This is a genomic window from Mycobacterium celatum (assembly GCF_002101595.1).
GTDB lineage: Bacteria > Actinomycetota > Actinomycetes > Mycobacteriales > Mycobacteriaceae > Mycobacterium > Mycobacterium celatum.
The window spans coordinates 101,543-114,635 of record NZ_LQOM01000022.1 but is presented as its reverse complement, the minus strand read 5'-3'; the positions used below and the strand labels follow the sequence as shown (position 1 = coordinate 114,635).

Below are 13,093 nucleotides of genomic sequence, written 5' to 3'. Positions count from 1 at the left end.
CGCGAGCGTGCGTGTCGACGGCCGACACGCCGGGGCCGGACCCGTTTTTGCGCACGCTCGCGCCAAAGGGGCCGAGAAGGGCGCATCCGCAAAGGTCGACTGTGAAGTGAGGGCTTCCGGTGTGAAACCGGGGCGGGAAGATCGCGAAAATACCGCCTTGCGTTCACGCTCGACGCCTAGGATTCACACTCGGCGAAAGTGGGCGCCGAAGCGGCCTTTTAAGCCCGGCTGTGCTTCACCTGGTTGAACGGCACGCCCCGGTCGGCGGCGTATTCGCGCGGAAAGCCCAGCACCCGTTCGCCGATCACGTTGCGCGCCATCTCCGTACTGCCACCGCCCAGCGCTGCGGTCTGCCGGGACAGATAGCGCTCGCCGACGCCGAGCAGCTCCCCGACGACGCCGCCACAACCCGCGATCTCCAACGCCGTGTCGGCCTCGAGCTCGATGGCCTCGGCGTGAAAAAGCCGGATCAGCGAACCGGCCGACGCGGGCAGCGAGCCGTCCAGCACGCCGCGGTAGACGTGGTCGATCAGCTGATCGCGCACCGCGCGGTGCACCAGCGCACGGCCCGCCGCATCGCGGACGCGGTCGGAGTCGCGCCCGACCGCCCGCGCCAGCGCGACGTAGTCGGGCGGCTGATCCTGGGCGTTCTCACTGCCGGTCCCGCTGGCGAACTCCGAGCCGCCGCCGACCGCACGCCGCTCGTGATAGAGCTGGCGTGACGCCACGTCCCAGCCCCGGTCGACTTCGCCGACCACGTCGTCGTCGCTCAGTTCCAGGTTGTCGAAGAACTCCTCGCAGAACTCCGTCGACCCGTTCACCTGCGTGATGCGGCGCAACGTGATCCCGGGGCTGTCGATGCGCGCCAGGAACATGGTCAGCCCGTCGTGTTTGGGCACGTCCCAGTTGGTGCGCGCCAGTAGCAGTCCGTAGTCGGCGGCGAACGCGCCGGTGCTCCAGGTTTTGGCGCCGTTGACCACCCACTTGCCGTCGCGGCGCTCGGCGCGGGTGATCACCCCGGCCAGATCCGATCCGCCGCTGGGCTCGGAGAGCAGCTGGACGAGCACCTCGTCGCCGCGCAGCGCCGCCGAAATGTGTTGGCGCTTCTGCTCTTCGCTGGCGGTGTCGAGGATGGTCGCGCAGCAGATCGTGAACGTCGGCGTGTTGAGGATCAGCGGCATTTCATAGCCGCGGCACTCGGCGTCGAACGCCTTCTGATACTCGATGTCGAGCCCCAGCCCGCCGTATTCGCGGGGGAAGCAGATCCCGGCGAACCCGCCGTCGTAGAGCCGGCGCTGCAGTTCGCGGGCCCGCTGCCACGACGCTTCCTCGCCGCGGTCGGCGAACGGCGGATTGTCGGGGTCGATGCGCGGCATGTTGTCGGCCAGCCACGCGCGGGCGCGCTCGGCGAACTGCGCCACCGATTCTGCGGGCATGCGACGCCTCTCGAGAGTGTCATTCGTCTAAAACGGAAATGACATTACCATCGGCGATCACGACCCGCCGCGGGGCTTGGTGAGGACGAACTTCTCCACCACGGCCATCGCGCCGAACGGCCCGGTCACCGCATAGTGCGTCGCCGTGATCGACGTGTTGCCCCCCGCCGGGCCCGGATCGACGTCGAAGGCCACGAAGCCGTACGGGTTGTCGCGGTCGCGAAACGCCGACCACGGCGCGTCTTCGGTCAGGTAGATCGGCGCCTTGCGGCCACGTGCCGGGTCGAATCCGCCGACGCCGGTCAGCACCCGGCAGCGCGGCTGCGGGAAGAACATCGTGTTCGACGGCGCCGACGTGCCGCCCCCGCCGATGACCACGTGCACGGTTCCCTTGCTGGTGTCGATGACGTCGCCGCGGGTGTCGACGGGAATCGGTGTGCGAGTCTCGTTGTCGACCGTGCCGCGTACCGGGTGCGAGCGTTCGTAGTGGTGTTCGTGGCCGCACACCACCAGATCGACGCCGTAGCGATCGAACAGCGGCAGCCATTGCCGGCGGATTCCGAGGTCGGCGCCGTTGGTCCGGTCGGCGGTCGAGATCGCCGTCTGGTGCATGCACACCACCACCCAGTCGACGTCGGGATCGCGCCGCGCGTCGGCGAGTTCGCTTTCCAGCCAACGACGTTGCGCCCCACCGGAGTAGCCGTGCACGTAGAAGTTGCCGCCGTCCTGAAAGCAGACGTCGTCGTTGGACAGGCTGATCACCCGCACAGAACCGGCGGTGAACGAATACCACAGGCCGCGCAGCTCGGCCTCGGCCCCGGAGTCGGGCAACCCGAAGAAGGCCTGGTAGGCCGCGAAGCCGACCGGGCCGTTGCCCAGCTCGTTTTCGTGGTTGCCGACCGCGGGCATCCACGGCCGGTAGCGCGCCGAGCGGGTGTTGTTCTCGAACCAGTCGGACCAGGTCCGGACCCGGTCGGTGGCCAGGTTGGCGTAACACAGGTCGCCGTTGACCAGATGGAACAGCGGAGCAATGCGTTCGATCGCGGCGGTGGTGTCGCCGGCGGCCGGCGAGCCGAGGTTGTCGCTGGTGTAGCTGTTGGCCATCCGCCTGCCGAGCGTCGGGGTGGCCTGGTCGCCGAAGCTGGTGAAGGACAACGGTTTCCGGCCCGACGGGGCGGTGCGCACGGTTCCAAGCTCCGGGCTGGTGCCGTCGTGCACCGCCGCGTAGACGTACTCGGTGTCGGGTGCTAGGTTGTCCAGCACCGCGTGGTTGACGCGAACCTCGGTGCGCGACTTGGCATCTCGATAGGTGCGGGTCTGGGCCGGAACGGTGCGGCCGAAGCCCGACGCCGGGGTACCCAGCATCACCCGCGGGTTGTGCACCGGGTCGGTGGTGTGCCACGACACCACCACTTCGCTGGAGGCATTCTTGCCGAATTGCAGGTGCAGACCGTTCACCGGCGCCGCGCCGCTGCGATCGGGTTGCGACCACAGTGCGGGACTCCGTGACTGCAGCAGCGTGGCCGCGGCGCCGCCCACTCCCACGCCGAGGATCGCCGCCGTGCCCGTCGTCAACACCGTTCGCCGGCTGATGCCGCCGGGTTCTTCGCTCATTCCTGTTTCTTACCGGATGTCCGCCGAGTGTGGGCCAATCCGACACTCGGCAGCCAAGTAGCCTGGTAGACATGGCCACCACGTTCACTGATTCCAAGGCCGACTTGATGCGACGGGCCCAGGACGCTCTTGCCGCCAACGTCGGCGAGTCGGAATTGACCACCCGCCAGAAGTTGGCGCTGACCTGCCGGGCGCTGTTCGACGCCGGACACGATTCGGGCCTGGCCGGCCAGATCACCGCGCGTGCCGAAGAGCTGGGGACGTACTACACGCAGCGGCTGGGCCTGGGGTTCGACGAGATCACCGACGCCAACCTGCTGCTGGTCGACGAGGACCTCAACGTGCTGGACGGCGACGGAATGGCCAACCCGGCCAATCGTTTTCACAGCTGGATCTACCGGGCGCGGCCCGACGTGGCTTGCATCGTGCACACCCATGCCTTCCACGCCGCGGCGTTGGCCATGCTCGAGGTGCCGTTGGTGGTCTCACAGATGGACACCACCCCCCTCTACGACGATTGTGCGTTTCTGGCCGACTGGCCGGGCGTTCCGGTCGGCAACGAGGAGGGCGAGATCATCAGCGCCGCTCTCGGAGACAAGAAGGCCATCCTGCTCGCACACCACGGCCAGGTGGTGGCCGGGGCCAGCATCGAAGAGGCCTGCTCGCTAGCGGTGCTCATCGAGCGGGCTGCCAAGCTGCAACTGGCCGCTATGGCCGCCGGCACCATCAAAGAGCTTCCGGAGAAGCTGGCCCGCGAGGCGCACGACTGGACGCTCCGACCCGAACGCAGCCGGGCGAATTTCGCCTACTATGCCCGCCGCGCGCTGGCCCGCCACCCCGATGTCCTGACCAGCTGAGGAGCCCGCAGTGCCCACAATTCACGGCATCATCGCCTACCCAATAACCCCGTTCGATTCGGATTCGGGCGGCATCGACACCGGAGCGCTGTCCGCGCTGGTGGATCGGCTGGTGAGTTCGGGAGTTCACGCGATCGCCCCCCTCGGCAGCACCGGCGAACTGGCGTACCTCGACGAACCCGAGTTCGACACCGTCGTCGACACCACGATTGCGGCCGTCGACGGTCGCGTGCCCGTCGTGGTCGGCGTGTCGGATCTGACCACCGCCAAGACGATTCGGCGCGCGCAGTACGCCGAGAAGGCCGGCGCCGACGCGGTGATGATCCTGCCGGTGTCCTACTGGAAGCTGACCGAACGCGAGATCGTGGCGCACTACACCAGCATCGGCGAGTCGATCGGGATCCCGATCATGGCGTACAACAACCCGGCCACCAGCGGCATCGACATGAGCCCGGAGCTACTGGTCGCGATGTTCGAGACCATCGACAACCTGACGATGGTCAAGGAGTCCACCGGCGACCTGTCGCGCATGCAACGCATCGACAAGCTCAGTGGGGGACAACTGCCGTTCTACAACGGCAGCAACCCGTTGGTGCTCGACGCGCTGCGGGCCGGCGCGTCCGGATGGTGCACTGCCGCACCGTGTTTGCGACCGCAGCCCTGCATCGACCTGTACGACGCAGTGCGTGCGGGCGATCTGGACAAAGCCCAGAAGATCTACGACGAGCTCAAGCCGCTGCTGGAGTTCATCGTCGCGGGCGGGCTGGCCACCACCGTCAAGGCGGGCCTGGAACTACTGGGCGCCGGCGTGGGAGATCCCCGGCGGCCGTTACTGCCGCTCGACGACGCGGGCCGGGCCAGGCTGCGCGAGCTGCTGGCCGAAGCTTGACTTAGATCCGAACATCAGTTCGAATAGGTGTATGCGGTGGGACCAGCAGGGGATCGCCGTCGACGACGGGGCGCTGCCGGGCTTGGAGCGCATCGGTTTCGTCCGCAGCGTGCGCACACCGCACTTCGACGGCATCACGTTTCACGAGGTGTTGTGCAAGTCGGCGCTGAACAAGGTCCCGGACGCGTCTGTCCTGCCTTTTCACTACACCGTCAACGCCTACCGGGGCTGCTCGCACGCGTGCCGCTATTGCTTCGCCCGTCCCAGCCACGAGTATCTGGAATTGAACTGCGGCAACGACTTCGACACCCAGATCATCGTCAAGACCAACGTCGTCGACGTGCTGCGTCGTGAGCTGCACCGGCCATCGTGGCGGCGCGACACCGTCGCGCTGGGCACCAACACCGACCCCTACCAACGCGCCGAGGGGCGTTATGCGCTGATGCCCGGAATCATCGGGGCACTCGCCGGTTCGGGTACACCGCTGTCGATTTTGACCAAGGGCACGCTGCTGCGCCGCGACCTCGGATTGATCGCCGACGCCGCCGCGCGGGTGCCGGTCCGGCTGGCGGTCTCGCTGGCCGTCGGCGATCCCGAGTTGCACCGGGACGTCGAACCCGGGACGCCGACTCCCCAAGCCCGGCTCGCATTGATCACGGCGATCTGCGACGCCGGGCTGGACTGTCATGTGATGGTGGCGCCGGTGCTGCCGCATCTGACCGATTCCGTCGAGCACCTCGACGACCTGCTGGGCCAGATCGCCGCGGCCGGGGCCACCGGGGCAACGGTGATGGGGTTGCACCTGCGCGGTTCGACACGAGGCTGGTTCATGTCGTGGCTGGCGCGAGCTCACCCGGACCTGGTCGCCCGGTATCGCGACCTGTATCGCTTCGGTGCCTATTTGCCGCAGCACTACCGCGACGAGCTCAAGGCTCGCGCGGCACCGCTTCTCGCGAAGTATCGGCTCGGCGGTGATCGGCGGCTCTCCGGTCGGCCGGCTCCGCCGGCAGCCGCCGCTCCACTGCAGCCGACGCTGTTCTAACGGGGGCTATCCGAGCTGGGCGGCGCGGAAGGTGTCGCACTGGTTGGGGTCGCCGGTCTGATAACCGGCGGTGAACCAGTGCTGCCGTTGCTCGGAGGATCCGTGCGTCCACGACTCGGGATTGGTGCGCCCGGTGGCCCGCCGCTGGATGCGGTCGTCGCCCACCGACGCGGCCGCCGACAGTGCATCCTGGATGTCCTTGTCGCTCAAGGGTTCCAGGAACGGAACACCGGTGCTCTCCTGCTTGGTGATCGACGCATAGTGCGCCCACACGCCGGCGTAGCAGTCGGCCTGCAGTTCGGTGCGCACGCCGTTGCCGCTGGCGCCCTGCGCGCCCTGCTGGGCGTGTCCGAGATTGCCCTGCAGGTTCTGCACGTGGTGCCCGAACTCGTGAGCCACCACGTACTCCTGCGCCAATGGCCCACCGCTGGAACCGAATTGGTCGACGAGCACCTGGAAGAAGTCGGTGTCGAAGTAGGCGGTCTGGTCCACCGGGCAGTAGAACGGCCCCACGTCGCTGGTGGCCGAGCCGCACCCGGTACCGACCTGCCCACTGAACAGCCGAACACGCGGGCGGGTGTATCCGCGCATCAGCTGCTTCCACACCCCGTCGACGGAGTTGCCGGTGGCCACCACGCGGCACTGGACGTACTTGTTGGCGTCGGCTCCGGTCCGGCACTTGTTCAGGTCGAAACCCGGGGCCACGTCCTCGCGGGTGTTGACCGTCTGCTGGTTGATCACGTTGCCGGGGTCGACGCCGAGCAACATGGCCACCACCACGATCAGCAGTCCGCCCAGGCCGCCGCCGATCGCAATCCCGCGACCGCCGCCGCCCGACGACGACGTGGTGCTGGTGTCGATCTGCATACCCTCGTTGAAGGTCATCGCACGCTCCGTTGCATCTCAGTGGTGGCTTGCACAAGCTTCCCACAGCGCGGTTCGGCGTGCCCCGAGGTTAGCGCTGTCGGCTGGCGGCGAACCGGGTGTCGGTGTAGCTGCGCAGGTTGGTCAGGAATCGCCGGAACGCGAGGTTCAACAGCGGCCGAAGCACGAACATCGCCAGCTTCGCCGGGCCGGCGGGCTGTTGCGCCAGCGTCCAGGTCAGCCGACAGCCACCAGGAATGACTTCGACACGGTAGTCCTCCGCGAATGCGGCGACCGCCCGCGTCGAGCATTCGTTGAACCGAAAAGCCATGCGGGTGAACGGTTCCCAGACCAGGAACTCCTCGTCGCCGACGATGCCGCCGCGCATGTGCACGACGCGGGTGGTGCCGACGCCGCGCGGCTCGGGGCTGGTCCAGGTCACCTTGGTGATCACCGATGCCCAGCGGGGCCAGGATTCGGCGTCGGCGAGGACTTCGAAGAGCTGCTCGGGTGTGATCGCCAGGTCGACGCTGTTCGCGAACCGATACGGCGCGGTCTCGGTGAAGCTCGGGTCGACGCGTTCGCAGGGAAGCATTTTCGGCATCGGCACTCCTTTGGATGAAATTGAGCAGGGGATCGAAGTCAGCCCGGCCCGTCGCTGGCGGCGGCCAGCAGCGGCACCAGGATGTCGCTGATCGGCGTGGAGATGCCGTGACGGCGGGCCTTGCGGATGATCACGCCGTTGCGCACGTCCCATTCCAGCGGGCGACGGGCCTCGCGGTCGGCGAGCATCGACGTGCCCATGTCGGCGGGCGCGCGGCGGAACATCTCGACCATCTCGTCGACCACATCCTCGCCCAGGTGCGCGCCCTCGGCGCGCGCCACGGCCACGCACTCGGCCAGGTAGGCGCGTGACAGCGCGGCCACCTCGTCTCGGCGGAACATGCCCGACCGCCGTCCGGTCAGCACCATCAACCCGGCCAGCGCATTGACCAGCAGCTTGCGCCACAGCGCGGTGGTGAAGTCCGGGTCGCAGTCCACTGCGCAGCCGGCGCCGCGCAGCAACTCGGCGACCGTCTGCGCGGCTGGTCCGGTGGGCAGCACCAGCCGCGCCTCGGTACGCAGCCGCACCCCGCCGTCGGGCTCCGTCTCGGCGCTGTACCAGACGATGCCGGGCACCACCGCCGACAACCGACAGAGCGGCTGCACCTGCTCGACCTGTTCGATACCGTTCTGCAGCACGGCGACAATGGTGTGTTCATCGCACAGCCGGGAAAGCCAGCCGCCGGCCTGGTAATTCTGGGTGGCTTTGACGGCCAGGATCACCACGTCGACCGCGCCGTAGATCTCGGCCGGATCGGTGCGCACCGGACCGGGCACCACGATCGGATCGGCTCCGTCAGGCCGCAGTTCGATCCGGTCGCGCGGGGTGCGCCCGCACAGCAGTACCCGGTGGCCAGCCGCGTGCAGAAGGGCCGCGACCGTCGTACCGACCGCTCCGGGACCCACCACTGCGATATGCATGACGATCCCCGAAATTACCGCCTCTAGACTGGGCAGTCGTTCTCACCGTTTCCAGAGGAGTAGTCGTGCTGCGCAGTCACGCCGCAGGTTCGTTGCGCGCCGCCGACGCCGGCCAGAAGGTGACGCTGGCCGGTTGGGTGGCACGCCGCCGCGACCACGGCGGGGTCATCTTCATCGACCTGCGCGACGCGACGGGGGTCTCGCAGGTGGTGTTCCGCGCGGCCGACGTGCTGGAGCAGGCGCACCGGCTGCGGGCCGAATTCTGTATCGCCGTCGAAGGTGTCGTCGAGATCCGGCCTGAAGGCAATGCCAATCCCGAGATCGCCACCGGTGACATCGAACTCAACGCCACGTCGTTGACCGTGCTCGGTGAGTGCGCGCCGTTGCCGTTCCAGCTCGACGAGCCCGCCGGCGAGGAGGTGCGGCTGAAATACCGCTACCTCGACCTGCGCCGCGACGGTCCCGGCGCGGCAATTCGGTTGCGCTCCAAGGTGAATGCCGCTGCGCGCGACGTGCTGGCACGTCACGACTTCGTCGAGATCGAGACGCCGACGATGACCCGTTCCACTCCGGAAGGGGCCCGCGATTTCCTCGTGCCGGCGCGGCTGCAGCCCGGCTCGTTCTACGCCCTGCCGCAGAGCCCGCAGCTGTTCAAGCAGCTGTTGATGGTCGCCGGGATGGAGCGCTATTACCAGATCGCCCGGTGCTACCGCGACGAGGATTTCCGCGCCGACCGCCAGCCGGAATTCACCCAGCTCGACATGGAGATGAGCTTCGTCGACGCCGACGACGTCATCGCGGTCTCCGAGGAAATCCTCGTTGCACTGTGGTCGCTGATCGGATACGAACTGCCGACGCCGATTCCGCGGATCACCTATGCGGACGCCATGCGCAGGTTCGGGTCCGACAAGCCCGACATGCGTTTCGGCCTGGAGCTGGTCGAGTGCACGGAGTTCTTCTCGGACACGCCATTTCGGGTGTTCCAGGCGCCCTACGTCGGCGCGGTGGTGATGCCGGGCGGGGCGTCACAGCCACGGCGCACGCTGGATGGCTGGCAGGACTGGGCCAAGCAGCGCGGACACAAGGGACTGGCCTATGTGCTGGTCGGCGACGACGGCACGCTGGGCGGGCCCGTCGCAAAGAACCTGTCCGAGGCAGAGCGCGCCGGACTGGCCGCGCATGTGGGCGCCAAACCCGGCGACTGCGTGTTCTTCTCGGCCGGTCCGCCGAAGCCGTCGCGCGCACTGCTGGGCGCGGCCCGCAATGAGATCGCCCGGCGGCTCGACCTGATCGACCCCGACGCTTGGGCGTTCGTCTGGGTGGTCGACCCGCCACTGTTCGAACCGGCCGACGAGGCCACCGCCGCCGGTGAAGTCACCGTCGGCGGCGGTGCGTGGACCGCGGTGCACCACGCGTTCACCGCGCCCAAGCCGGAGTATGCCGAGCGCATCGACACCGACCCGGGGGCCGTGCTGGCCGACGCCTACGACATCGTCTGCAACGGACACGAAATCGGTGGCGGCTCAATTCGTATCCACCGCCGCGACATTCAGGAGAAAGTGTTCGCGGTGATGGGCCTCGACAAGGCGCAAGCCGAAGAGAAGTTTGGATTCCTGTTGGAGGCGTTCACGTTTGGCGCGCCGCCGCACGGCGGCATCGCGTTCGGCTGGGACCGGACCAACGCGCTGCTGGCCGGTGCCGACTCCATCCGCGAGGTGATCGCCTTCCCGAAGTCCGGCGGCGGCGTCGACCCGCTGACCGACGCGCCCGCCCCGATCACCGCGCAGCAGCGCAAGGAAGCCGGCATCGACGTCGTGCCGCCGCCCCGAGGCAGTCGTGAACACCAATGACCTCGCGTCCGCCATCCCGTTGGCGGCCACCCTTGGCATCGACGTCAGCGAGGTCACATCGCAGCGCGTGACGGCGACGATGAATTGGGCCGAGCAACTGTGCACGAGCGGCGGGATCCTGCATGGCGGAGCGCTGATGGCGTTCGCGGACACGATCGGCGCGCTCTGCGCGGTGGCCAACCTGCCGCCGGGCGCCGGCACCGCGACAATCGAGTCGAAGACGAATTTCTTCCGCGCGGTGCGGTCGGGTGTCGTCACCGCCGTCAGCGAGCCGCTGCACGTCGGCCGCAGCACGATCGTCGCGCAGACCAACCTGACCGACGACCGCGACAAGTTGGTCGCGCAGGTTACCCAGACCCAGGCGGTACTGACGGAATAGGACTCGCGTCCAGGCTTATTCGCTAGTGCGGTATTGCTTTCGACCAGAGCTTGTGCAGCGTGGTGCGCACCGGATGCCCGGATCGCAGGATGTTGACCACCTCGGTCGGGAACAGTGTTTGGTCGGGTCCGCACTTCGGCCACGCTTCCGGCCCCTGGGTGGCCAGGGTGCGTTCGGCCACCGCAATCTGCTGCTCGCGGGTGGCATCGGCCGGCGAGCCGACGCCTCCGTTTTCGGCCCAGGTCGACGGCTTGAACTGCAGGCCGCCGTAGAACCCGTTGCCGGTGTCGGCCGACCAGTTGCCGCCTGACTCGCATTCGGCCACCGCATCCCAGTTGACGCTGTCGGCATATGCCACGCCGGTGGCGGGGTCGACGACCAGGGAGATGGCGACGACGACGACTGCCGCCTTCACCAATGACTTGCACCAGGTTTCTGCATTGAGTGCTCCACCAAATCGTGCCATTTAACACCTGTAACAAATGATCGTGAAAATTGTCAACAGATGAGTCAATTTTTATTTAGCGAGATTGATGGTGTCCCGGCGTTTTGAGTAGTCATGAGTTAATAGAAGTGTTATTGATGCAAATGATACTGAAGCTATCAATGTGGTAATTGTTTTTAGATCGACTTAGTGAGGTAATAGTTAACTAATGTTGTTGATGTTGCGTGTGATGTCTATGAGGCGTGACCGGTAACCCGGCGCCACGCCTCGGCCCCTGCCCACGGCGCCCGCAACCGCGGGGCGGCGGCTTCCGTCGTGCAGACCTGTCTGGACGACCTGGACGCGGTCATCACGTCGCCTCCCCGAGAAACTCCTCGACGAGACGCCTCGGCGCCTGTGTCAGCCAGGCCTCGGTGATCACCTCGCGCAGCCCGAGCTCGTCGATCTCGGCCAGTTTCACCAGTACCGCCGGATAGCCGTCGAAATGCGGGGTCGTGAAATACACCCCGGGCTCCTCGGCGATCAATGCGAACTTGACGCCCTCATCGGCCACCCGGACCCCGAGGATATCGCCGCCAGGCAGCTCAATTCCCTGTGCCGCCAACGCTTCTCGATCGGACTTGCGCAGCGGTCGTTCCCAGGCGACCAGCTTCTTGCCGATTCGCCAGTCATGAGGCGAGCGCTCTTCGATGAGCGGCAGCTCGCCGACGATGCCCGCAACGTCGTCCCACGTGGCCACAATGCGATTGTGCTCCCGCGGAGCGGGTTAGGGTAGCTCAGCGACGGCTATTTCCGGCCGAGCCGCGCTTCTGAGCTGCGGACCCAATGTGTATGCCGTCCGGATGTGTTGCGGCGCTTGACATCTCCACGGCGTCCGAGCACGGTGAGGCTGCGGTACACGGTCTCGATGACGATCGGTTGGCGGAAGTGTTCTTCGGTGTGTTCGCGTAGTTGGGCCGTGGTCAGTGAGCGCCTGGCGTCGGCGAGGTAGCTCAGCAGCGTCTGGCGCAGCAGACCCGGTCAGTCATCTGTGTTCAGCGCAGCCTGAAGCGTGGGAAGCAGCCCGGCCGTTTCGTCGTCGTCGGTCATCTTGTGCGCCAAGTCGATCGGGCTGACGTCGTGGTTGTTTTTCGCGGCGGGGTCCGCGCCGCGCTCCAAGAGCAGATCAACGATTGCTTCGGTTCCCGGAGCGTGGTACACCGCTCGCCACAGCGGGGTGTTGCCCCACCGGTCGCGCAGGTTCACATCCGCCCCGATGCTCACGAGGAATACGGCGAGATCCTGAGCGCCGAGATCGATTGCGCGGTGCAGCGGCGTTCTGCCGTCGTCGTCGACCGCGTCCACGTCGAGGCGGCCGTCATCGATCTGTTCTTTGATTTCCTCGGCGCCGATCAGCGCCGCACCATTGATCGACGAGCTTTGCGTCATCTTACCCCCAGATAGTCGGCCGTCGGATCGTCAACGCAGTCAAGGGTTTACCGCAACATCGTTAGCTGATTTTGATGCGCGGGCCGTCTGTGTACGTGATAGTGCCGTGCTGGAAGTGCTGCTCCCAGCCGCCCGGAATCGTTTGCTCGTCGCTGGTCGGGTAGCCCAATTGGCCGGCCGCGCCGCCGTGTTGTTGCCAGGCGTCGCCGATCCCGCCCCACAGTACGTGTGCGCCGGTGTTGGGCGACCAGTAGATAGCGCCGCCGCCGAAAGTGCTGTATTGGCCGTCGCCCGGGCCGGGTTGCTCGCTGGCCGTCGGCAGTGCCAGCGGACCGTTCGGCCCGCCGATCGAGTTGTATTTCTGCAGAATCGCACCCTGCAAGGCGAACTCACCGCTCGGTGTGGCGATTTTCGTGCTTTCGGTGCCGGCGGAATGCGCATCCGGCTCCGGCGCGGCCTCAATGCCCGCGGCCATCGGGTCGTCGGGGGCGGCGGTGTTGTTGGCATCGGCGGTGGGGCTGCTCGAACATCCGGCCAGCGGCGCGGCCACCGCTGTGAAAAGGGCAGCGGCCTGCCGCGTGCGGTTCATGGCGACGTCCCCTCCGTACCGGCTTCCCCACGAGTTCGGCGACGCGAACCCCCAAAGTTGACGGATCGCAATCAACCCCCTGGTAGCGACCGCGATCCGCCAACCTCTGGAATCCTTGGACATTATTCGGAGAATTGTCAAGGGTTCGGACGAAAATGCGGCAGATGTACACGTGT

Annotated in this window: 14 protein-coding genes and 1 pseudogene; 5 read left to right on the top strand and 10 right to left on the bottom strand. The window is 66.9% G+C overall.

Going from position 1 to position 13,093, the window contains the following annotated elements; all coding sequences use genetic code 11:
- Window positions 1-218: 218 nt before the first annotated feature.
- The gene (locus tag AWB95_RS07535) at window positions 219-1,436 is read right to left on the bottom strand and encodes an acyl-CoA dehydrogenase family protein (RefSeq protein WP_085167908.1); all 1,218 of its coding nucleotides are present in this window, start codon (window positions 1,434-1,436) and stop codon (window positions 219-221) included.
- Between the two features lie 57 nt (window positions 1,437-1,493).
- The gene (locus AWB95_RS07530) at window positions 1,494-3,050 is read right to left on the bottom strand and encodes a purple acid phosphatase family protein (protein ID WP_062540135.1); all 1,557 of its coding nucleotides are present in this window, start codon (window positions 3,048-3,050) and stop codon (window positions 1,494-1,496) included.
- A 71-nt stretch (window positions 3,051-3,121) separates the two neighbouring features.
- Here AWB95_RS07530 and AWB95_RS07525 point away from each other — a divergent pair, with 71 nt between their 5' ends.
- The 3 genes from AWB95_RS07525 to AWB95_RS07515 are packed head-to-tail and all read left to right on the top strand — an operon-like array spanning window position 3,122 to window position 5,838.
- Entirely contained in the window at window positions 3,122-3,907 is a 786-nt protein-coding gene (locus AWB95_RS07525; RefSeq protein ID WP_062540136.1) for an aldolase, read from the top strand.
- A 10-nt stretch (window positions 3,908-3,917) separates the two neighbouring features.
- Window positions 3,918-4,796 (top strand): dihydrodipicolinate synthase family protein, encoded by an 879-nt coding sequence (locus AWB95_RS07520; RefSeq protein ID WP_062540137.1) that lies wholly within the window; start codon window positions 3,918-3,920, stop codon window positions 4,794-4,796.
- A 31-nt stretch (window positions 4,797-4,827) separates the two neighbouring features.
- Window positions 4,828-5,838 (top strand): Rv2578c family radical SAM protein, encoded by a 1,011-nt coding sequence (locus AWB95_RS07515; RefSeq protein WP_062540138.1) that lies wholly within the window; start codon window positions 4,828-4,830, stop codon window positions 5,836-5,838.
- Window positions 5,839-5,844: 6 nt separating this feature from the next.
- Here AWB95_RS07515 and ypfJ read toward each other — a convergent pair whose 3' ends face one another.
- The 3 genes from ypfJ to AWB95_RS07500 form a co-directional block, all read right to left on the bottom strand.
- The gene (ypfJ, locus tag AWB95_RS07510) at window positions 5,845-6,723 is read right to left on the bottom strand and encodes a KPN_02809 family neutral zinc metallopeptidase (RefSeq protein ID WP_062540139.1); all 879 of its coding nucleotides are present in this window, start codon (window positions 6,721-6,723) and stop codon (window positions 5,845-5,847) included.
- Between the two features lie 70 nt (window positions 6,724-6,793).
- The gene (locus AWB95_RS07505; RefSeq protein ID WP_062540145.1) at window positions 6,794-7,297 is read right to left on the bottom strand and encodes an SRPBCC family protein; all 504 of its coding nucleotides are present in this window, start codon (window positions 7,295-7,297) and stop codon (window positions 6,794-6,796) included.
- A 47-nt stretch (window positions 7,298-7,344) separates the two neighbouring features.
- Window positions 7,345-8,226, bottom strand: a complete 882-nt coding sequence (locus AWB95_RS07500) for an oxidoreductase (RefSeq protein WP_084707126.1) — start codon at window positions 8,224-8,226, stop codon at window positions 7,345-7,347.
- A gap of 65 nt (window positions 8,227-8,291) precedes the next feature.
- Between AWB95_RS07500 and aspS the strand changes: the two genes are divergently transcribed.
- Both aspS and AWB95_RS07490 read left to right on the top strand, forming a co-directional pair.
- Window positions 8,292-10,076 (top strand): aspartate--tRNA ligase, encoded by a 1,785-nt coding sequence (aspS, locus tag AWB95_RS07495; RefSeq protein WP_062540140.1) that lies wholly within the window; start codon window positions 8,292-8,294, stop codon window positions 10,074-10,076.
- Complete coding sequence (locus AWB95_RS07490; protein ID WP_062540141.1) at window positions 10,063-10,455, top strand: PaaI family thioesterase; 393 nt, start codon at window positions 10,063-10,065, stop codon at window positions 10,453-10,455. Before aspS ends, AWB95_RS07490 begins: the two co-directional genes overlap by 14 nt.
- Window positions 10,456-10,582: 127 nt before the next feature.
- On the opposite strand, the pseudogene AWB95_RS07485 reads toward AWB95_RS07490, so the two are convergent.
- The 5 genes and pseudogenes from AWB95_RS07485 to AWB95_RS07465 all read right to left on the bottom strand — a co-directional run.
- Window positions 10,583-10,921 (bottom strand): annotated as a pseudogene (locus AWB95_RS07485) (transglycosylase family protein); the annotation flags it as partial.
- Window positions 10,922-11,249: 328 nt separating this feature from the next.
- A complete protein-coding gene (locus tag AWB95_RS07480) occupies window positions 11,250-11,639 on the bottom strand; it encodes an MmcQ/YjbR family DNA-binding protein (RefSeq protein ID WP_062540142.1) in 390 nt (129 codons plus the stop codon).
- Between the two features lie 47 nt (window positions 11,640-11,686).
- A complete protein-coding gene (locus tag AWB95_RS07475) occupies window positions 11,687-11,896 on the bottom strand; it encodes a Fur family transcriptional regulator (RefSeq protein ID WP_269745738.1) in 210 nt (69 codons plus the stop codon).
- A gap of 24 nt (window positions 11,897-11,920) precedes the next feature.
- The gene (locus tag AWB95_RS07470; protein ID WP_062540143.1) at window positions 11,921-12,328 is read right to left on the bottom strand and encodes an ankyrin repeat domain-containing protein; all 408 of its coding nucleotides are present in this window, start codon (window positions 12,326-12,328) and stop codon (window positions 11,921-11,923) included.
- A gap of 61 nt (window positions 12,329-12,389) precedes the next feature.
- Window positions 12,390-12,917 carry an LGFP repeat-containing protein gene (locus AWB95_RS07465; RefSeq protein ID WP_062540144.1) on the bottom strand — a complete coding sequence of 176 codons (528 nt, stop codon included), beginning with the start codon at window positions 12,915-12,917 and terminating at the stop codon, window positions 12,390-12,392.
- Between the last annotated feature and the right edge of the window lie 176 nt (window positions 12,918-13,093).